Origin of the sequence: Gramella sp. Hel_I_59 (genome assembly GCF_006714895.1) — a bacterium.
Lineage (GTDB): Bacteria > Bacteroidota > Bacteroidia > Flavobacteriales > Flavobacteriaceae > Christiangramia.
This window is the reverse complement of record NZ_VFME01000001.1, coordinates 2,797,175-2,816,760: the sequence shown is the minus strand read 5'-3', so window position 1 is coordinate 2,816,760 and position 19,586 is coordinate 2,797,175. Positions and strand designations below refer to the sequence as shown.

General features: G+C 38.7%; 16 protein-coding genes. 6 read left to right on the top strand and 10 right to left on the bottom strand.

What is annotated here, in order from left to right:
- Nucleotides 1-45: 45 nt before the first annotated feature.
- The 5 genes from JM79_RS12975 to rpsO form a co-directional block, all read right to left on the bottom strand.
- The gene (locus JM79_RS12975; RefSeq protein WP_141878556.1) at nt 46-1,464 is read right to left on the bottom strand and encodes an NAD(P)/FAD-dependent oxidoreductase; all 1,419 of its coding nucleotides are present in this window, start codon (nt 1,462-1,464) and stop codon (nt 46-48) included.
- Nucleotides 1,464-2,318 (bottom strand): NAD(P)H-binding protein, encoded by an 855-nt coding sequence (locus JM79_RS12970; RefSeq protein WP_185739498.1) that lies wholly within the window; start codon nt 2,316-2,318, stop codon nt 1,464-1,466. Before JM79_RS12970 ends, JM79_RS12975 begins: the two co-directional genes overlap by 1 nt.
- Before the next feature lie 203 nt (nt 2,319-2,521).
- Nucleotides 2,522-3,385, bottom strand: coding sequence for a sigma-70 family RNA polymerase sigma factor (locus tag JM79_RS12965; RefSeq protein WP_011708302.1), 864 nt, complete (start codon nt 3,383-3,385; stop codon nt 2,522-2,524).
- Nucleotides 3,386-3,689: 304 nt separating this feature from the next.
- A complete protein-coding gene (locus JM79_RS12960) occupies nt 3,690-5,957 on the bottom strand; it encodes a polyribonucleotide nucleotidyltransferase (RefSeq protein WP_141878554.1) in 2,268 nt (755 codons plus the stop codon).
- A 200-nt stretch (nt 5,958-6,157) separates the two neighbouring features.
- Nucleotides 6,158-6,427 (bottom strand): 30S ribosomal protein S15, encoded by a 270-nt coding sequence (gene rpsO / locus JM79_RS12955; protein ID WP_141878553.1) that lies wholly within the window; start codon nt 6,425-6,427, stop codon nt 6,158-6,160.
- A gap of 132 nt (nt 6,428-6,559) precedes the next feature.
- Between rpsO and JM79_RS12950 the strand changes: the two genes are divergently transcribed.
- The 3 genes from JM79_RS12950 to JM79_RS12940 all read left to right on the top strand — a co-directional run bounded on the left by JM79_RS12950 (nt 6,560) and on the right by JM79_RS12940 (nt 9,667).
- Nucleotides 6,560-6,970, top strand: coding sequence for a hypothetical protein (locus JM79_RS12950; protein WP_141878552.1), 411 nt, complete (start codon nt 6,560-6,562; stop codon nt 6,968-6,970).
- Between the two features lie 86 nt (nt 6,971-7,056).
- Nucleotides 7,057-9,291, top strand: a complete 2,235-nt coding sequence (locus tag JM79_RS12945) for a TonB-dependent receptor (RefSeq protein WP_141878551.1) — start codon at nt 7,057-7,059, stop codon at nt 9,289-9,291.
- Between the two features lie 10 nt (nt 9,292-9,301).
- Nucleotides 9,302-9,667: a cation transporter gene (locus JM79_RS12940; RefSeq protein WP_141878550.1), complete on the top strand. Its 366-nt coding sequence runs from the start codon at nt 9,302-9,304 to the stop codon at nt 9,665-9,667.
- Between the two features lie 75 nt (nt 9,668-9,742).
- Here JM79_RS12940 and accD read toward each other — a convergent pair whose 3' ends face one another.
- From accD to JM79_RS12925, 3 genes are all read right to left on the bottom strand, one after another.
- On the bottom strand, nt 9,743-10,600 hold the full coding sequence (gene accD, locus JM79_RS12935) for an acetyl-CoA carboxylase, carboxyltransferase subunit beta (protein WP_141878549.1): 858 nt from the start codon (nt 10,598-10,600) through the stop codon (nt 9,743-9,745).
- Between the two features lie 90 nt (nt 10,601-10,690).
- Nucleotides 10,691-11,758 carry a class II fructose-bisphosphate aldolase gene (gene fbaA, locus JM79_RS12930; RefSeq protein ID WP_141878548.1) on the bottom strand — a complete coding sequence of 356 codons (1,068 nt, stop codon included), beginning with the start codon at nt 11,756-11,758 and terminating at the stop codon, nt 10,691-10,693.
- A 45-nt stretch (nt 11,759-11,803) separates the two neighbouring features.
- A complete protein-coding gene (locus JM79_RS12925; protein WP_347707212.1) occupies nt 11,804-14,260 on the bottom strand; it encodes a BamA/TamA family outer membrane protein in 2,457 nt (818 codons plus the stop codon).
- Between the two features lie 138 nt (nt 14,261-14,398).
- On the opposite strand from JM79_RS12925, the gene JM79_RS12920 reads away from it, so the two are divergent.
- The gene (locus JM79_RS12920; RefSeq protein ID WP_141878546.1) at nt 14,399-15,139 is read left to right on the top strand and encodes an RNA methyltransferase; all 741 of its coding nucleotides are present in this window, start codon (nt 14,399-14,401) and stop codon (nt 15,137-15,139) included.
- On the opposite strand, the gene JM79_RS12915 is transcribed toward JM79_RS12920, so the two are convergent.
- Together JM79_RS12915 and ubiE are read right to left on the bottom strand one after the other, a co-directional pair.
- Nucleotides 15,126-15,833: a porin family protein gene (locus tag JM79_RS12915; protein WP_141878545.1), complete on the bottom strand. Its 708-nt coding sequence runs from the start codon at nt 15,831-15,833 to the stop codon at nt 15,126-15,128. The genes JM79_RS12920 and JM79_RS12915 overlap by 14 nt on opposite strands.
- A 4-nt stretch (nt 15,834-15,837) precedes the next feature.
- Nucleotides 15,838-16,566, bottom strand: coding sequence for a bifunctional demethylmenaquinone methyltransferase/2-methoxy-6-polyprenyl-1,4-benzoquinol methylase UbiE (gene ubiE, locus JM79_RS12910; RefSeq protein WP_141878544.1), 729 nt, complete (start codon nt 16,564-16,566; stop codon nt 15,838-15,840).
- A 131-nt stretch (nt 16,567-16,697) separates the two neighbouring features.
- Between ubiE and trkA the strand changes: the two genes are divergently transcribed.
- Nucleotides 16,698-18,047, top strand: coding sequence for a Trk system potassium transporter TrkA (trkA, locus tag JM79_RS12905; protein WP_141878543.1), 1,350 nt, complete (start codon nt 16,698-16,700; stop codon nt 18,045-18,047).
- Nucleotides 18,047-19,543, top strand: coding sequence for a potassium transporter TrkG (locus JM79_RS12900; protein WP_141878542.1), 1,497 nt, complete (start codon nt 18,047-18,049; stop codon nt 19,541-19,543). The genes trkA and JM79_RS12900 overlap by 1 nt, the downstream gene beginning before the upstream one ends.
- The last annotated feature ends 43 nt before the right edge of the window (nt 19,544-19,586 follow it).

Here is a 19,586-nt window from a genome sequence, read left to right as displayed (position 1 = left end):
AGTTTTTTACTAAATCCCGCCAAAACTCTAAGGATGTTATTTTTTCTACAGGAATTTTTCTGCCGATCTCGCTGCGTAATATCCACCCATTCCATGAACGCCACCACCAGGAGGTGTAGAAGAGGAACCTATGAAAATTCTAGGATTTGAAGTTGCATATGGATTAGTGCTCGCTATTGGTCTGGTAAATAACTGACTAATATCCTGTTTGCCTCCATTGATATCACCTCCTATTAAATTAGGATTTAAAGCCTGCAGTTCGTCTGTCCTCATGGTTTTTTTTGCGATTATGCTTTCTTTAAAACCTGGAGCTGCTCGTTCTATCTGGTTTTCAATATGTTTAGACACATCCTCGGTGTTTCCATTCGGAACATGGCAGTAGGCCCAGGCTGTATGCTTTCCTGCGGGAGCCCTGCTAGAGTCAAATACCGAAGGTTGTGCCAGCAACACGTAAGGTTCATGGGATAATCTATTTTCATGTGCTGCTGCTTCTGAATCTTCAAGAGATTCTTTACTGTATCCAAAATGTACGGTTCCGGCTTTTTTGCAAATTTCGTTCGTGAAGGGGATAGGTTTGTCAAGAGCCCAATCCATTTTGAAGATCCCGGCTCCATACTTATACTTTTCCAATCTGCTTCTGTAAGTCTTGCTGAGATCGGTATTCTTAATTTGAAGGATTTGTTTTGGAGTGAGGTCCAGAATGAATGTTTTGCTTGGAGATAATTCTTTCAGATCAGTTACAGGTTGATTCAGGAATATTTTACCACCCTGATCTTTGTAGTAAGCAATCAGAGAATCTACAATCCTAACTGCCCCGCCTTCAGGAAACGGCCAGCCATGCCTATGCGCCAGAATATTCAATACCAAACCGAAAGAGGAGGAGACCAGTTTAGAGAGAGGTAATGTGGAATGAGCAGCGGCACCATAAAAGAAGATTTTACTCTTTTCCTCCTTAAAGTAACGATCTACGGTAAATTTAGCTGACGGTAATGCTTTCAATCCAAATCTGAACATCATTTCGAGATTCTGTGGGATACGAAGTGGAGCAAGTAAATCTTCTTCCAGTTCTGGCCATTGCTCAACAAAGTCCAAAAGTAGGTCGAGATAATTCTGTTCATCCTTTCCTAACTGTTTAGCGGTTTTACGGATATCTTTATAACATCCAAAAGCAGTACCGTCATCAAATGGATGTGCAAAAGGAATTTCCGGATGTATCCATTTGAGTCCGTAATCTTCCAGTGGTAAAGTTTTAAAATAAGGAGATGCAAAGGCCAACGGATGCACAGCAGATCCCAGATCATGCTTAAAACCGGGTAAGGTTATTTCCTCTGTTCTGGCCGCTCCACCAGGTTTCTCTGCCTGCTCGAATATTGCCGTTTTGTAGCCTTGTTTTTGAAGATAGGTGGCTGCAGCCAGCCCGTTTGGACCACTTCCAACTATAATCACATCATACTCTTCGTTCATCAGGGTAGCTCGTTTTCATCTACATTTTCTAAATACTCTTTAAAAGTCCTGTCTCCATAAGCTTTCCCTATCATATCATGAGTAGTGATATATTTAAAATTTTCAAGTTTATGCTTGAAATCTTCAGAAAATGAAGATAATATTACACCTGCTTCAGCAAGGTTTTCAGGTACTTTCAATGTTTTTGCATCAAATCTTTCAGCAATCATTTCAGCCATTTCCAAACGAGTATGAATTTCAGGACCGCCTATCTCAATTAGCTTATCACCACTTTCCATTACTTCAGTAATAAATAGTGCAAGATCAGCCTGGTGCATGGAATTGGTTTTTGCTTTACCGTCGCCAATAACCGGAACCAGCTTTCTTTTCGCCATGATCCCCAAATCGTGCAGACCACTAAATAAACCTACTGGCCGAATGATCGTATATTCAAGACCTGAGCTTTCTAAAGATTTCTCAAAAAGTCTGTTAGAGCCAGGAAGGCTCATTTTCTCATTTTCCTCTGCACCCAGAATCGAAACATATATAAATCTTTTGACCTTATTCTTTTCTGCTTCTTCAAGAATCTTTTTATTGGTATACAGATCTGTTTGATAGAATGAGGAATCATTTTTAGTAAAGAGACTCACACTATTCCCAAGTGCAGAAATCACGATATCTATATCCGCTGCAATACCGGTAAAGTCATCCTCATTTCCCGCAATAAATATCTTGGTACTATACTTTTTCAATTTTTCAGCTCCTTCACTGGAACTGGTTTGTAGCCTGAGCTCTATACCGTCGTCCTGACTCAATAACTTACAAAGTTCCATACCTAATACTCCAGAGGCTCCTGCAATTAATACCTTCTTCATGATTAGAATTCTTTTTGAATAGAATTTAAGAACAAAATCACGGATTAGAGTAAACCGAAATTGGATTAACAAAAATTTAGTCTGGTATAGAAAAGAAAAAACCCCGGTCATCACTCCGGGGTCATTCATCAATCAAAAAACGAACAGTTATTCTCATAACGGGTCATCACTCCCGTCACTAAACTGTTGTCATCTTAAATATTTTAACCAAGATAGGTTTTTAAAATCTTACTTCTGGAAGTATGCTTTAATCTTCTAATAGCTTTTTCCTTGATCTGGCGTACTCTTTCTCTAGTAAGATCAAAAGTCTCGCCAATTTCTTCCAGAGTCATTGGATGTTGATCACCTAGTCCAAAATAAAGTCTGATTACATCAGCTTCACGCGGAGTAAGTGTTTCCAATGCACGCTCGATCTCAGTTCTAAGAGACTCATGTAGAAGTTCCTTATCTGGATTTGGAGATTCACCTGAACGTAGTACATCATAAAGGTTCGAATCCTCACCCTCTACAAGTGGAGCATCCATGGATACGTGACGACCAGAATTCTTCATGGATTCCTTCACGTCATTAATCGTCATATCCAGCTCTTTCGCAATCTCTTCAGCACTTGGCGGACGCTCATGTGACTGTTCAAGGAAAGCAAAAGTTTTATTGATCTTGTTTATAGATCCAATTTTGTTCAAAGGAAGACGAACAATACGAGATTGCTCAGCTAATGCCTGAAGGATAGATTGACGAATCCACCAAACGGCATAAGATATAAATTTGAAACCACGAGTTTCATCAAAACGTTTCGCAGCTTTTATAAGTCCTAGATTCCCTTCGTTGATAAGGTCAGGTAGGGTTAATCCCTGGTTTTGATATTGTTTGGCTACAGAAACAACAAAACGAAGGTTCGCTTTAGTTAATTTCTCCAGCGCGCGGTCATCTCCCGCTTTAATTCTTTGTGCCAGTTCCACTTCTTCATCAGCCGTGATCAGGTCCACTTTTCCAATTTCTTGCAAATACTTGTCTAACGAAGCGGTTTCACGATTGGTAACCTGCTTCGTAATCTTCAGTTGTCTCATCTATCTCTCTTGGATTTTAATTGTGCATAGGGTCTCTGTGTAGTTATACGTAAGAATTCCAAAAAATGTTACAAAAAGTTTTAAAATATTTTTCCGGGCGTTGCACTTCGTGCCGGGCTTTACGCTACTAGTCCTCGCTCCTTGCAGTCGCTGTGGGCTATTCGCTACAATCCCTAACGCAAATTCTCACATAAAAATAATTTCGGAAAAACCTTCGGGTAGGTCTGCAGGAAGTTGAAAACCTTACAGGTTAGAAACAAAAAAGCCCGGAAAATCCGGGCTTTTTTTATTGATTAGAGAAAAACTATTCTTTGTCTTCTCTTGGTTTTCTATCGTCACGACGATCGTCTCTGCGATTATCACGGCCTCGGTTATCACGAGAACCACGATTATCTCTATCTCTGGATCCACGATTATCACGTTTGTCATCTCTTGGTGGTCTTGCTACGTAACCTTCAGGTTTTTCAAGCAATGCCTTACGAGAAACTTTGTCTTTTCTAGTTTTAGGATCAAGACCGAAGTACTTCACATCGATCACATCACCCATTTTAAGAACATCGTTCACATCATTGGTGCGTTCCCATGCAAGCTCAGAGATATGAAGTAATACTTCGTTTCCTGGTGCATCCATATATTCCACAACAGCTCCAAAATCAAGGATCTTGATCACTTTCACTTCATATACGCTACCTTTTTCAGGCTTGAATGTAATAGATTCAATCTTAGCAAGAACCTTGTCAATTCCTTCCTGCTGAGTTCCTAGAATTTCAACAACACCTTCTTCTGTAACCGGATCTTCGTTAATAACGATCGTAGTTCCAGTTTCCTTCTGAAGTTCCTGTATCACTTTTCCACCTGGTCCAATCAATGCACCAATGTATTCATTAGGAATTCTTCTGGTGATGATCTTAGGAGAATGCGCTTTAACTTCAGTATTTGCGGTTGGAATAGTCTCAGAAAGTTTCTCCAGAATATGAAGTCTACCATCTCTAGCTTGTTTCAATGCAGCTACCAGGATTTCATAAGAAAGTCCTTTCACCTTGATATCCATCTGGCAAGCCGTAATACCGTCTACAGTACCTGTAACTTTAAAGTCCATATCACCAAGGTGATCTTCGTCTCCAAGAATATCAGAAAGTACTGCGTAGTCATCACCTTCAGAAATTAATCCCATGGCGATACCTGAAACTGGTTTCTTCAATTGAACACCCGCATCCATCAATGCCATTGTACCGGCACAAACTGTAGCCATAGAAGAAGAACCGTTAGATTCCAAAACTTCAGATACTACACGTACGGTATAAGGACAATCTGCTGGGATCATTCCTTTTAATGCTCTTTGAGCAAGGTTCCCGTGACCAACCTCACGTCTTGAAGTACCTCTAATTGGGTAAGCTTCTCCAGTTGAGAAAGGAGGGAAGTTATAATGTAAATAGAAAGTTTCTTCTCCCTGTTGTGTTGGAAGATCCACCTGGTTAGCTTCTCTGGAAGTACCTAATGTTACTGTTGCCAGTGCCTGAGTTTCTCCACGAGTAAAGATCGCTGAACCGTGTGTAGATGGAAGGTAATCTACCTCACACCAGATTGGTCTGATCTCGTCGGTTTTTCTACCGTCTAATCTGGTTCCTTCTTTTAAAGTAACGTCACGAACAGCTTTCTTCTGAGCATCGTTGAAGTAACCGGAGATCATTTTACCTTTTTCTTCTAACTCTTCTTCAGAGAACATCGCTTTCACTTCATCTTTTATTGCAGAAAAAGCTTCACTTCTCTCTTTTTTGCTGGTACCGCTTTTAGCGATATCATATGATTTCTGGTACGTAGCATCAAGAATTTTTTTCTCAATATCTGCATCTGTTGCAGCTACTTCGTATTCTCTTGGTTCTTTCTTTCCAAATGCTTCAGCAAGTTTTACCTGAGCCTCACACTGAATTTTGATCGCTTCATGTGCAAATTTAATCGCTTCAGCCATCTCTTCTTCAGAGCATTCGTCAAATTGTCCTTCTACCATCATCACAGAATCTGCAGAAGCTCCAACCATGATGTCCATGTCTGCTTCAGCAAGTTTCTCTCTGCTTGGGTTAAGAACGAACTCTCCATTAATTCTTGCTACTCGAGCTTCAGAAATAGGAGTTTCAAAAGGAATATCAGATAATTGGATAGCTGCAGAAGCTGCCAATCCTGCTAGTGCGTCTGGCATAACATCATCGTCATGAGACATTAGCTGGATCATTACCTGAGTTTCAAATTTGTAGTCTTTTGGGAATAGTGGACGTAATACACGGTCTACTAAACGCATTACTAAAATCTCTTCACTGCTTGGTCTAGCTTCTCTCTTGAAGTAACCTCCAGGAAAAAGACCTGCAGCTGCAAATTTTTCACGGTAATCCAGTGTTAGTGGAAAGAAGTCCATGGTAGTAGGCTTGTACGAAGATACTACAGTACAAAGTAGCATAGCCTTACCCATTTGAACGACAACAGAGCCGTGAGCCTGTTTTGCTAATTTTCCGGTTTCGAGGGAAATAGTTCTACCATCTCCTAAATCGATAACCTCCTTAAATGTTTGTGGAATCATAATAATTTCAAATTCGATCTGAATAACTTCAACCAGATCATTTTAGTTAAACAAAGGTCTCCGCCATCCGGACGGCCGGGTTGTGTGTTGTGTGTAGTTGTTGTGACCAATGAAAAACTACCCCCTGGGCGACAATTTTAAGCAACCTGTAACAGGTTGTTTCAAGATATAAAAAAAGGGGGCATAAAGCCCCCTGAAAATTATTTTCTTAGTCCAAGTTCCTTAATGATTGCACGATATCTCATGATATCCTTTTTCATTAAGTAATCAAGTAAGCTTCTTCTCTTACCAACAAGCTTTACCAGCGAACGCTCTGAATTAAAATCCTTACGGTTTTTCTTCAGGTGCTCAGATAGGTGAGCGATTCTGTAAGTAAATAATGCGATTTGTCCTTCTGCTGAACCGGTATCATTTTTTGATTTACCGTGTTTTTCGAAGATCTCTTCTTTTCTTTCTTTTGCTAGATACATTCCAATATTATTTAAATGATTTTTATGTATTGACAGCATTTCTGTCAGGCGGCAAAGATATCATTTATTTTTTATTCCGTATGTATTAGGTTTTAAATTTATAGACTCAATCAAAATTCATATTTTTGCAAAGTGAAAATTGCATTTCCTCATAAACTTCTGGTATCCTTGCTAGCTCTATTAGTGCTGGTAACTACTAATTCATTCGCTATTGAAAAGCATTTCTGTGGCGAGCGACTGGTTGATACTTCCGTTTTTTCTGAATTGGAGAAATGCCCGGGTTGTTCAGGTACTGAAGAAAAAATTCCTTCTGAATCTGAATGTTGTAAGGATGTTGTTGATGTACTGGAAGGGCAGGACATTACAACGGTTAAAAAAATCGACGATCTGGATGTAGATCAACAGGTCTTTCTTGTTGCATTTGGCAACGCTTTCTTTTCACTCTTTCAACCGGAATCTAAAAGCCCGGAAAATTTACTTCATTACGATCCACCTACTATTAGCTTTGACCTTCAGTCATGCTATCAGGTATATTTAATCTGAATTTAGATTTTTAATAGAATTATCACTTTCCGCAGTAAGACTGGCGGAGGGTACTTTAATTATTATCAAAAATCAAAATTCAATTGATGAAAATCATACAATCTCTCATTTTATTACTACTCCCTGCGGTAATCTTTTCACAGGATACTTTCAGTGGTAGAGTACAGGAACTGGGAACAGAAATGCCTGTTCCTGGAGCAAATGTCTACTGGCTAAATACCGAAGTTGGAACCATAACCGACTTCAACGGTGAATTTTCAATTCCGTATAAAAAGGAATACAATAAGCTGATCATTAGTTTTATGGGCTATAAATCAGATACTCTTAGTATAAAGAACAATCGGGATAATTTTATTCATGAACTAAGTCCTTCAGCAAACCTTGATGAAGTAGACCTGGTTTCTCGTAAAAAAGCTACTTCAAGATCTTATCTGGAGTCTACGAATGTCATGAATATTAGCAGTGATGAACTTTTAAAAGCAGCCTGTTGTAACCTTTCCGAAAGTTTTGAAACCAATCCTTCCATAGACGTCAATTTTGCTGATGCTATTTCGGGAACCCGGCAAATAAAGATGCTTGGATTAACCAGTCCTTATATATTGATCGCTACTGAAAATATTCCATCGGTTAGAGGAGCCGCTCAGGCTTACGGACTTTCCTTCACGCCGGGAACATGGGTGGAGAGTATTCAGATTACTAAAGGAGCGGGTAGTGTGGTTAATGGTTATGAAAGTATTGCCGGCCAGATCAACGCTGAACTTCAGAAACCTGCAAATTCAGATAAACTATTTGTAAACCTTTATGGTGCCAGCAGTAAGCGCCTGGAACTTAACACTCATTATAATACTCAACTGAATAAGAAGTGGAGTACAGGAATCTTTGTTCACGGAAACTCGCAACAGGAAGAGCATGATGTTAATAACGATAACTTCCTGGATATGCCCTTGTATAATCAGATCAATTTGATGAATCGCTGGCAATATATTGACAACGAGAACGGGATCGTGGCATTTATGAATTTCCGCTATCTTAATGATGAAAAGCAAACCGGAGAGCTCGATTTCGATCCTGATACAGATAAATTAACCACAAATGCCTGGGGAAGTGAGATTAATACGCAACGTTATGAGTTTTCAGGAAAACTAGGATATGTAAATCCAGAACTTCCGTGGCAGAGTATTGGAATGCAATTAGCGGTGAGCAATCATCAGCAGGATTCCTATTTTGGTCTAAGAGTTTATGATATAGAGCATAATAGTATTTATTCTAATATCATTTATAATAGTATTATAAGTGACTCCAGACACAAGATCAAGACTGGTCTTGATTTTACTCAGGATTCTTATGATGAGCTAGTAGAAGATACAGATTACGTTCGTAAAGATAATTCTGTAGGTGGTTTTTTCGAATATAACTTTGACGATATGGACAAGCTAAATCTTACCGCAGGAGTGCGTGCAGATTATCATAATCGGCTTGGTTTCTTTCTAACTCCAAGAGTTCATGCGAGGTATCGACCTTGGGCAAAATCGGCGTTGAGAGCATCATTTGGTCGTGGCAAACGTGCTGCCAATATTTTTGCTGAAAATCAAAATCTATTCGCGTCTTCCCGGGAGATCAATATTCAAAGAAGTTCTAGTGGAGATATTTATGGTTTGGATCCTGAGATCGCCTGGAATTACGGAATTTCATATATGCAGGGTTTCAACATTTTCAGTAGAAAAGCAGAGCTGATTTTTGATTATTATCGTACGGACTTTCAGAACCAGGTGGTAGTTGACTGGGAAAACCCACAGGAAATAAGTTTTTATAACCTGAAAGGGGAAAGCTATGCTAACAGTTTTCAGGCTGAATTAAGCTATAATCCTGCAGAGCGCCTCGATCTAAGAATGGCATATAAATTTTACGATGTAAAAACTAAGTACCAGACTGGAACTAAGATCAAGCCCCTTATTCCAGAACATAGAGTCTTTGCGAATCTTTCCTATGAAACTAGAATAAAAAATAATAGTCAGTGGAAGTTTGACGCTACCTATAATTGGCTCGGGGAACAAAGATTTCCGTCTACAGCCACAAATCCGGAGGAGTTCCAGGTAGGAGAATATTCGCCATCATTAAGTACACTAAACGCACAAATAACCAGGGTTTTTTCAGGTAGATTCGAGGTTTATATTGGAGGAGAAAACATTACGAATGTTAGACAGGATCGACCAATTCTTGCTGCGGAAGATCCCTTTGGAGATTATTTTGACTCAACCCTCGTTTATGGTCCCGTTTTTGGTAATTTATACTACGCAGGATTTAGATTTAAATTGAATTAAACAAAAGAATATGAAATACTTAGTATTATTAATTTTTATGATAGGTTCTACCAGCATGTTTGCTCAGGATCGCAATGCAAAGGCGTCATTTCAAGTGGATGGTGTTTGTATGATGTGCAAGGATAGAATCGAGAAAGCAGGTATAACATCGAAGGGTGTCAAATTTGCCGATTGGAACTTAGAAACTCAGGAATTACAGTTGATCTTCAATGAAAATAAAACAGATCTTAAAACGATTCAAGGTAATATATTAGAGGCTGGTCATGACCTTGATCACTTGAAAGCTACAGATGAAGCTTATGCTAAGCTTGATGATTGTTGCAAGTATCGTGATCCAGAAGTTAGAGAAGATCATGTTTCAGGAAAGATCGATTAATGCTGAAGTACAGAAACAAAAAAAACGACCTGAGAGATCAGGTCGTTTTTTTATTCTGTAAACTGAAATGTCTAACTATTTTCTCACTGGTTGATTCTGAATTAGATCAAGGTATAAATTCACCTTATTTTTTAATTCAGATCTATGTGTGATAAAGTCTAAAAACCCTTTTTCTTTCAGAAATTCTGAAGTCTGGAAATCCTTTGGAAGATCTTTACCGGTCGTATCCTTTACAACTCTTGGTCCTGCAAATCCTATTAGAGCTCCTGGTTCAGAGATATTAATATCTCCTAACATAGCGAAACTCGCCGTAGTTCCTCCAGTTGTAGGATCGGTAGCAAGGGATATATAAGGAATTTGTGCATTGGCAAGTTGAGCTAACTTCACTGAAGTTTTTGCAAGTTGCATCAATGATAGTGCAGCTTCCTGCATTCTGGCACCTCCAGATTTGGAGATGATCATAAACGGAATTTTATTCTGTAGTGCATAATCTGCTGCTCGAGCAATTTTTTCTCCTACAACAGAACCCATAGATCCACCAATGAATTTAAAATCCATACAAGCGATCACCAGGTCTTTTCCTTTAGATTTTCCAACAGCAGTTCGTACTGCATCTGTTAAACCAGTCTTTTCCTGCGCAGCTTTAAGTCTTTCTGTGTATTTCTTAGTATCCTCAAAATTTAAAGGATCCTTGGAAGTAACATTCTTATCAAGTTCCTTGAAATTGTTGTCATCAAAGAGAATTTTGAAATACTCATTGCTACCAATTCTTACGTGGTATCCATCTTCCGGACTTACATAAAAATTGCTTTCCAATTGTTCAGCATCTACGATCTTCCCGGTTGGTGACTTGTACCACAAGCCTTTAGGGACATCTTTCTTATCTTCAGTAGGAGTTTGAATCCCTTTTTGTGTTCTTTTAAACCAAGCCATTTCTTTCAAATTTTAATCGTCAGGGTTGTCAAATTTATGGCAATAAAAAACAGTCTGATTCCGAAGAAAAAGACTGTTTTGAAAAATTATTTATAAAGTATTTACGTTATTAAGGTCCTCAAAAGCTTTCTTTAAACGAGTCTTGAAAGTTAATTCACCCTCTCTAACCCATTTACGTGGATCGTAATATTTCTTGTTAGGTACATCGTCCCCATCAGGATTTCCAATTTGTGTAGCCAGGTAATCCTTTTTAGATCCCATGTAATCACGAATTCCTTCCAGGTATGCATATTGAAGATCGGTATCAATATTCATTTTGATAACGCCATATCCAATAGCTTCACGAATTTCTTCTACTGTAGAACCACTTCCACCATGGAAAACGAAATCAATATGATTTTCTTCTACGTTATATTTTTTCGTGATATATGCCTGAGAATTCTTCAGGATCTTTGGAGTCAACTTAACATTTCCTGGTTTGTAAACACCGTGCACATTTCCGAAAGCTGCAGCAATAGTGAATTGATCACTCACTTTGCTTAATTCTTCATATGCATATGCAACTTCTTCTGGTTGAGTATAAAGTTTGGAAGCATCAACATCAGAGTTGTCTACTCCATCTTCCTCACCACCTGTAATTCCAAGTTCGATCTCCAGAGTCATTCCCATTTTGGACATTCTCTCAAGATATTTTTTACAGATCTCCATATTCTCTTCCAAAGGTTCTTCGGAAAGATCTATCATGTGAGAACTATATAGAGGTTTGCCAAATTGTTCGTAGTGTTTTTCACTAGCATCTAAAAGTCCGTCGATCCACGGAAGCAATTTTTTAGCACAGTGATCTGTATGCATTATCACTGGTACTCCGTAAAGTTTTGCCATTTCGTGCACATGCTTGGCACCAGCAACTCCACCGGCAATTGCAGCCTGTTCTCCTTCATTCGACAATCCTTTACCAGCGTTAAATTGCGCACCACCATTAGAAAATTGGATAATTACAGGGGAATTTAATTCAGCAGCCGTTTCCAGAACAGCATTCACACTACTTGAACCAATTACGTTTACAGCAGGAAGGGCAAAGCCTTTCTCTTTTGCATAATTGAAAATCTCCTGAACTTCTTTTCCAGTGGCAACGCCCGGTTTGATATTGTGACTCATAACTTTTAGTTGATTAGGTTCACAAAAATAAGAAAATAAACTGGCTTAGAAAGGATAATTGATTCCTACGTTATAAACAGCATGGTTAAAATTATACTCCTGAAACCATCGATTTCCTTCAGGTTGTCCCGGATCATGAGTTTTGAAGCCTATATCAAATCTTAAGACAAAAAAGTTAAAGTCATACCTAAGACCAAATCCACTACCAACAGCTAATTCTTCAAGATCTGAAAACTGCTCGAAAACTACATCTTCTGAAGTTCTGGAATCAAGAACGTTCCAGATATTTCCCACATCTACGAATAAAGCACCCTTAAACTGATCAAATATTCCGAAGCGATATTCTCCGTTGAATGCAAGTTTCAGGTTTGCTTCATTAAACTCTAAAATACTTCCGCTACTACCTGGACCAAGATCATACGCCTGCCATGCACGATTGTCATTGGGTCCACCAGCAAAGAATGTTTTGGTGATTGGAATATCATTTGCATTACCATAAGGTATGGCAATTCCTCCAAAAGCACGAACAGCAAATATTTGATCGTTCCCAAGATCCCAGTGTTTGATGAAATCCAATTCAGTTTTGACATATTGTGAATATGCCACTCCTAAAACTTTCTCATTTCCCTGATCATTTTCAGGGTAATTGAAAACATTAGATAGAGCTGATAACACATTTCCAGCGGTTTCAATTTTGAATCTAAAACGCGAGAATTCCTTATCGTAAAGGCTTTCCCGTGTGTTCCATAAATAAGTATAACTGGAAGCGAAGATCAGGTTGTTTTGAGTAAGTCTCAGCTTACGTTCGTAAATGTCCAGTGTGTTCAGGTAGTCTTCATTCTCCAAACCAGTATTGGGTCTGTCTTCGTTGATGACATAATCTATAAATCCATCGGCTTCTTCAGGAATTTGCAAATCACTTCCCGGAGTGCTGAAGTTAAAATTACTTCGCTGTGCAATAGAATTTAATTCTTCAAATGAATTCCGATAAACATTGAAGTAGTTTTCAGTATTTAAATTTCTAACGTATTGGATATTGAGTAAATCGAGGCTGTTGGTAAGCTGTTTGGAGGGGTTCCAGTTATAATTCAAAATTCCTGAAAATGTTTGCTTATCCAAGCCAATATTTCTCTGGGAGCTAAATCCAAGACTCATACTGGTAAAAGGTGCCATGTATTTCTTAATAAGCCTTTCAGTATCTATAGGTAAAAATATCCTCGGAAGGGTCAATTTTAGATCGGCACCAACTTCAGTAATATCGAAAAAACGGTCTTTATCTGCACTTGCTGCCGCATCTGTAGAAGAAGCAATACTACCGCGACCAGATAATTCCAGGTTCTCCAGTCCGCCAAAAATATTTCTGATCAGAAATGATCCTCCGAATCCAATTCCGAATTTCTGAATATTACTTTGTGAAACATCAAAATCGAATCCAAGCGAATACTTTGGAAGCGGACTTAGAAATATATTAGAGATCAGTTTAGTGTTTGTGCTATCTGAAGGATCTGGAGTATACTGAATATTGGGATACTTAAAAACTCGCAGTGAATTTAGTCTATTATAGGTTCTTGTTCGGTCAAGATCACGATAAATCATACCGGGTCTAATGAAAACAGCATCGGTAACAGCTTCTGGCTTATAACGCATGTCTTCAAAACTAAATAGCTCATACCGCCGATAAGTTGCACTGTCCAGAATCGGCATATTTCTATTAGCGAAACTATAATCTGTAAAGATCTTTACTTTACTTATCGTATGGATCTTGAAGGGAGTTCGGGTGATACTGTCTCCTATATTATTCCGCTCATTCTTTATGATTAGAGTAGTGTTTAACTTGTGGTTAGTATCCACAGTATCTGCGTCAAAACTTATATATTCCTGGTCAAAATTATACACTCCATTGTTCCTGAAAAGGTCTGATAATCTATCTCTTTCCTCGTTGAAATCTAGGGTGTTGTACTGCGTACCGGCTATGATCTCACTTTCAGTTTTGTTAGACTGGTAAAGACTATCCAGGGCTGGCGAAGCAATTTCTGTAGTAAGCGAGTCTAGCGTGTAAGGCTTTCCAGGTTTGACATAATATTCTACTTTAGCCCGTTTATCTTTATTTTCTATAGGCAACACCTTGTAATCTGCTTCTACATTGAACCATCCATTATTCCAGTACCAGGATTTTAACCTGTTAACTGATTTATCTGCCTGCTCTTTATTTAGAACTACAGGTGCTTCTCCAGTTCTTTTGATCCAATGGTTGAACTCTTTTTTGGAATATATATATTGATCAAATTGTTTTTTGGATAGTATTGCTGTAAGTCGCTTTCTTCTGGATTCGTTCTCAAGAAATTTCTCTGTGAGGATACTGTCAATTTCAGGTCGTGCTAAATTGTAGAAATGCAGTCTAAGCGGAAAACCCAATAATTTGGTATTTGGTTTTTGGTAAAGCTGATTTTTAATTCTGGAATCTTTGACTAGTTCGTCATTAGCGAAAATTTCATTTTTCACCAACAGGTTTTCATCGGCTTCTAATCTTTTTACAGCATTACAGCTAAGGATAAGAATAGTCGTTAAAAAAAATAATAATATTTTTGCGAGAAGCCGTGTCAAGTATAATCGATTAGGGCTCAAAAATACATTTTTTGTATGGTAAGCAAAAGCCAGATTAAGTTAATAAAAAGTCTTTCTCAAAAAAAGCACAGGCTTCGTGAAAAGCTATTCATTGTTGAAGGAATTAAAGGGATAAAAGAGTTTTTGAGATCTGATTTTGAGCTATATGCTTTGTTTGGAACCCGGAATTTAGAAGAGGTTAATGAGCGAGATTTCTTTGCGGCGAACTCAACCGATCTAGCCAAGATAAGCTCCCTGACTACTGCTCCAGATTATCTTGCAGTTTTCAGAATGCGAGAAGATTTACCGGTAGCAGAAAATGGATTGAAGGTAGTTTTGGATGGAGTTCGAGACCCTGGAAATCTTGGGACCATCATCAGGCTTTGCGATTGGTTCGGGATCACAGATCTTATATGTTCCAGAGATACAGTAGACTGTTTTAATTCCAAAGTAGTACAGGCCAGTATGGGTTCTCTGTCCCGTGTAAATATTGTGTATACAGACTTATATGAATTCATTTCTGAAAAACAATCTTTCCCCATATATGGAACACTTTTAGAAGGTTCCGATATTTACCAAAGTGAGTTAAAATCAGAAAGTTTTGTCATCTTCGGAAATGAGGCAAATGGCATTTCTTCTGAAATTCACAATTTAGTGAATCAGAAGATAAGCATTCCCCAATATGGTAAGGAGCAAAATACTGAAAGTCTCAATGTGGCAACGGCAACGGCTATTACCCTCGCAGAATTCCGAAGACAGGAGTCTATTGGAAAGTGAAGTTGATAAAAACTGCCCTTGAGGACATTGAATCTACGTTGCCCGTATATATGCTATTGGGGTCTTCATCTCTCACTAATTCGTCATTAATTGCAAATACTCCTCTAATTGAAGGCGTTAGTTTGAAGTAATATAAATATAGATCTATACCAAACCCAATTTCGTAATAATATGTGTTGGTTTTCATACGGAATTGTCCAGCAGAATTATCGTCAGGATTATTCTCATTGCTACTTAGATTTATCGAAGTAGAAAGACCACCGGTCACGAAAGGCCTGAAGTTATTCAGCCTGTTAGCGTTAAATTTCAGTAATAATGGAATATGGACATACGTCGCGCTTATTTCTCTATAGGTACTTTCATCTGCTTTGAGCGCCTGGAAATCTCTAGTATTGAAGTTGACGCCAGGCTCTAACCTAAGATCTAAATTGTTGTGTAATTTTAAATTTCCAACTAACCCTACATTAAAACCAGTTCTAGTTCCAATTCTAAAATCCTGACCTGTTACGGGATCTGGATTATAATCGATATAGTCAAAATCAAAATCATAACTGTTAAAGCCTAGAAAATAACCCCAGGACCATCGAGCATTGTCGATATTAGGTTGATTTACCACGCTCTCCCCTGAAAATAATTGGGCGAAAGAAGCATTTGAAATGAATAGAAAAAGGGCAATTATAAAAAATTTCTTCATGTATCTACTTTGAAGCAATGTATATAGTGGAGACTCCCAGGGTTTGAGGTAAGTCTCTCACATTAGTAAACCCGGTTTTCGATAAAATATTGTTGAACTCCTTGCCATAAGGAAAACTTGCAGCACTTTCGCTTAGGTAGGAGTAGGCATCCTTGTCCTTTGAAAATAACTTTCCTATAGCCGGTAATATCATGGAGGAATATACCTTATACCCTTGTTTAAAAGGGAATTTTGTTGGAACTGAAGTTTCCAGAACCACGAAAATACCACCAGGCTTCAACACACGAAATATTTCTGAAAGGCCGAGTTCCAGGTTTTCAAAATTTCGAACCCCAAAGGCAACAGTAATCGCATCAAAACTATCAGCATCAAACGGTAAACTTTCAGAATCTCCCTGAATCATTTCGATTTCAACATCCAACTCTTTAGCGGCTATCTTTTTTCGACCTACACTTAACATTCCGTCAGATAGATCAAGACCAACGATTCTGTTCGCTCCGGTATTAGCCATTTGAATGGCCAGATCGCCAGTTCCAGTAGCAATATCAAGAATACTATCAGGATTAGTTGCAGCAACTGCAGCAACAACCTTCTTTCGCCAGCTTACATCGGTTCCCATAGAAATAACCCTGTTTAGCCCATCATAGTTGTCAGATATATTGTCGAACATCTGTTCTACCTGCTTTTTCTTGGTGAGCTGCGAGTCTTTGTATGGAGTAACTTTCTTACTCATAGGTGAAATTTGCTTCAAAGATAACCGATATGTAGAAAATAATGGATATTAGCCGATTATTTATCTCTGAAAAGAGATTTTTCCTTTCTGCAAAATAACTTAACTTTGCTTTCACAATTTGAAGCTGTTATATGAAAATAATTATCGCCGGCGCAGGTGAAGTAGGATTTCATTTAGCTAAATTACTCTCCTTTGAATCTCAGGATATTACGCTAATTGACCCAAACAGAGATAATCTTGCTTATGCTGATACTCATCTGGATATTAGGACCATTAAAGGCGATGCCAGCTCCATCAGAATATTGAAGGATGCGCAGGTGAAACATACAGACATGGTAATTAGTGTTACCTCAAGTGAGGCTACTAATATTACGGTATGTGTACTGGCCAAGCAGCTTGGAGCAAAAAGGACGATCGCAAGAATTTCTAATACCGAATATCTCGAAAATCAGGGGGAACTGGGATTCACCCGTTTCGGGATAGATGAACTTATTTCTCCGGAAGCCCTTGCATCGCGTGAAATCGAATTGCTGCTGAATCAGTCGGCGTTCAATGATAGCTACGAATTTGAGGAGGGTGCACTAACCATGATTGGTGTGAGTTTGTCCAGAACCGCGACCTTTGTGGGAAAGACAGTAAAGGAAGCAGCCAAAATCTTTCCAGAATTAAATTTTGTTCCAATTGCAATTCAGAGATTTGGAACTCAATACACGTTGATACCTAGAGGAGATACCCAATTTAAAGAAGGTGATCAGGTTTATTTTATTACCTTAAAAAATGGTGTAGAGGAGTTATACAAACTTACCGGAAAAGTCAGGCAGGATATTAAGAATATAATGGTTCTTGGAGGTAGTAAGATTGGTAGAAAAACTGCACAGGATCTTTGTCGTAACAATTTTCACGTTAAGTTGGTAGAGAAAGATCGTGAAAAGGCATATGAACTGGCAGATGAACTTCCAAATGTTTTGATTATCAACGGCGATGGTCGCAATGTTGAATTACTGGAGGAAGAAAACATTCATGATATGGATGCTTTTATTGCTGTAACGGGGAATTCAGAGACTAATATCATGTCCTGCCTTGTAGCTAAATCGAAGAGTGTTAAGAAAACCATCTCTTTGGTCGAGAATATGGATTATTTTCAACTAAGTCACTCTATTGGTATTGATACACTAATTAATAAAAAACTACTGGCGGCAAATAATATTTTCCGTTATGTAAGAAAAGGTGAGGTCGTAGCGATGACCAAGCTGAATAATATGAATGCCGAGCTTCTGGAGTTTATCGTAAAACCAAATTCTCAGGTTTCAAATAAAAAGATCAAGGATTTGGATTTCCCGCGTTCAGCAATTATCGGTGGAATTATTCGCGATGGCAAAGGTTTGATCGCTTTAGGTGACTTTCTAATCAAACCCGGAGACAGAATTGTGGTTTGTTGTTTACCACGATCTATTAACAAAGTAGAAAAACTTTTCCTCTAATGCCCAGATTGAATTATCAGATAATTCTTCATGTGATGGGATTATTGCTGCTGTGTAATGGTGGCTTTATGCTTTTGGCGACCCTTGTAAGTTATATATATGACGATGGGGTAACTCTTGAAATTTCAACCGCTGCTCTTGTAACATTATTTACGGGGACCTTGCTCATGTTCACTACCCGTGGCCATAGTAAGGAAGTAAAGAAAAGAGAAGGTTATATTATTGTGACTTTTGGATGGATCTTTATGGCCTTAAGTGGTAGTCTCCCTTACCTCATTAGTGAGTCTATACCAACTTTTACAAATGCGTTTTTCGAAACTATGTCTGGATACACCACTACCGGTGCTTCCATTCTTAATGATATTGAAGCGATCCCAAAGGGAATTCTATTTTGGAGAAGTCTCACCCACTGGATTGGCGGAATGGGAATTATCGTTCTAGCCATAGCGATCCTGCCATTGCTTGGAATAGGAGGGATGCAATTATTCTCTGCTGAGTCCCCGGGACCAAGCGCAGACAAATTAAAACCGCGTATTACAGATACCGCCAAGCGTCTATGGCTTATCTATGTTTCCTATACGGTAGCCGAAACTATCCTTCTATGGGTAGCTGGAATGACCTTTTTTGATGCTATTAATCATGCCTTTAGCACATTATCCACGGGAGGTTTTTCTACCAAGAACGCAAGTTTAGCTTACTGGAACGATAACCCTGTAATTCAGTATATCATCATACTTTTTATGCTGCTGGCGGGAAGTAACTTTGTATTGAGTTATTTTGCTTTTAAGGGTCAGGTGCAGAAAATTCTGCATGATGATGAGTTTAAGTGGTACATGTTTTTCATCTTTGGATTTACGGCAATTTCAGCACTTGTGGTTTATTTCCAGGCAGATGTTGCAATTTCAAGTATTGAGCATCCAATGGTTTGGGGTGAAGCCGAAAGCGCCTTCAGACATTCTCTGTTCCAGGTTTTAACCGTGATCACCACTACCGGATTTGTTTCTGCCGATTATACGATGTGGACGCCTTTTCTAACTATTCTCTATTTTGGATTGTTCTTTTTGGGTGGTTCCGCAGGGAGTACCGCTGGGGGAGTGAAAGTGATGCGTCATATTATCATGATCAAGAACGGAATCATCGAATTTAAGAGAACCTTACATCCCAACGCGATACTTCCGGTACGATTCAATGGGAAGTCGATTAGTAAAGAGATCGTTTTTAATATTCTGGGCTTTTTTATACTATATATGCTCTCCTTTATTATTGGTGCAGTAGTATTTGCAGGAATGGGGTTGGATTTTCAAACGGCCATTGGAGGTGCTGCATCTTCACTGGGGAATATCGGTCCAGCCTTTGGAGGTTTGAGTCCCGTGAACAATTTTGATATTTTATCAGATTTCGGAAAATGGTGGTCAGCTTTCTTAATGCTGATAGGTAGACTGGAACTGTTTACGGTACTTATCATATTAACGCCATTCTTCTGGCGCAACAGATAATCTGAATTTATCGAACAAAAAAACCGGCCTTGGCCGGTTTTTT

Excerpts from the sequence above, each read along its gene's own strand:
- JM79_RS12975 (WP_141878556.1), bottom strand. The coding sequence starts at position 1,464 with ATGAACGAAGAGTATGATGTGATTATAGTTGGAAGTGGTCCAAACGGG.
- JM79_RS12970 (WP_185739498.1), bottom strand. The coding sequence starts at position 2,318 with ATGAAGAAGGTATTAATTGCAGGAGCCTCTGGAGTATTAGGTATGGAA.
- JM79_RS12965 (WP_011708302.1), bottom strand. The coding sequence starts at position 3,385 with ATGAGACAACTGAAGATTACGAAGCAGGTTACCAATCGTGAAACCGCT.
- JM79_RS12960 (WP_141878554.1), bottom strand. The coding sequence starts at position 5,957 with ATGATTCCACAAACATTTAAGGAGGTTATCGATTTAGGAGATGGTAGA.
- rpsO (WP_141878553.1), bottom strand. The coding sequence starts at position 6,427 with ATGTATCTAGCAAAAGAAAGAAAAGAAGAGATCTTCGAAAAACACGGT.
- JM79_RS12945 (WP_141878551.1), top strand. The coding sequence starts at position 7,057 with ATGAAAATCATACAATCTCTCATTTTATTACTACTCCCTGCGGTAATC.
- JM79_RS12940 (WP_141878550.1), top strand. The coding sequence starts at position 9,302 with ATGAAATACTTAGTATTATTAATTTTTATGATAGGTTCTACCAGCATG.
- accD (WP_141878549.1), bottom strand. The coding sequence starts at position 10,600 with ATGGCTTGGTTTAAAAGAACACAAAAAGGGATTCAAACTCCTACTGAA.
- fbaA (WP_141878548.1), bottom strand. The coding sequence starts at position 11,758 with ATGAGTCACAATATCAAACCGGGCGTTGCCACTGGAAAAGAAGTTCAG.
- JM79_RS12920 (WP_141878546.1), top strand. The coding sequence starts at position 14,399 with ATGGTAAGCAAAAGCCAGATTAAGTTAATAAAAAGTCTTTCTCAAAAA.
- JM79_RS12915 (WP_141878545.1), bottom strand. The coding sequence starts at position 15,833 with ATGAAGAAATTTTTTATAATTGCCCTTTTTCTATTCATTTCAAATGCT.
- ubiE (WP_141878544.1), bottom strand. The coding sequence starts at position 16,566 with ATGAGTAAGAAAGTTACTCCATACAAAGACTCGCAGCTCACCAAGAAA.
- trkA (WP_141878543.1), top strand. The coding sequence starts at position 16,698 with ATGAAAATAATTATCGCCGGCGCAGGTGAAGTAGGATTTCATTTAGCT.
- JM79_RS12900 (WP_141878542.1), top strand. The coding sequence starts at position 18,047 with ATGCCCAGATTGAATTATCAGATAATTCTTCATGTGATGGGATTATTG.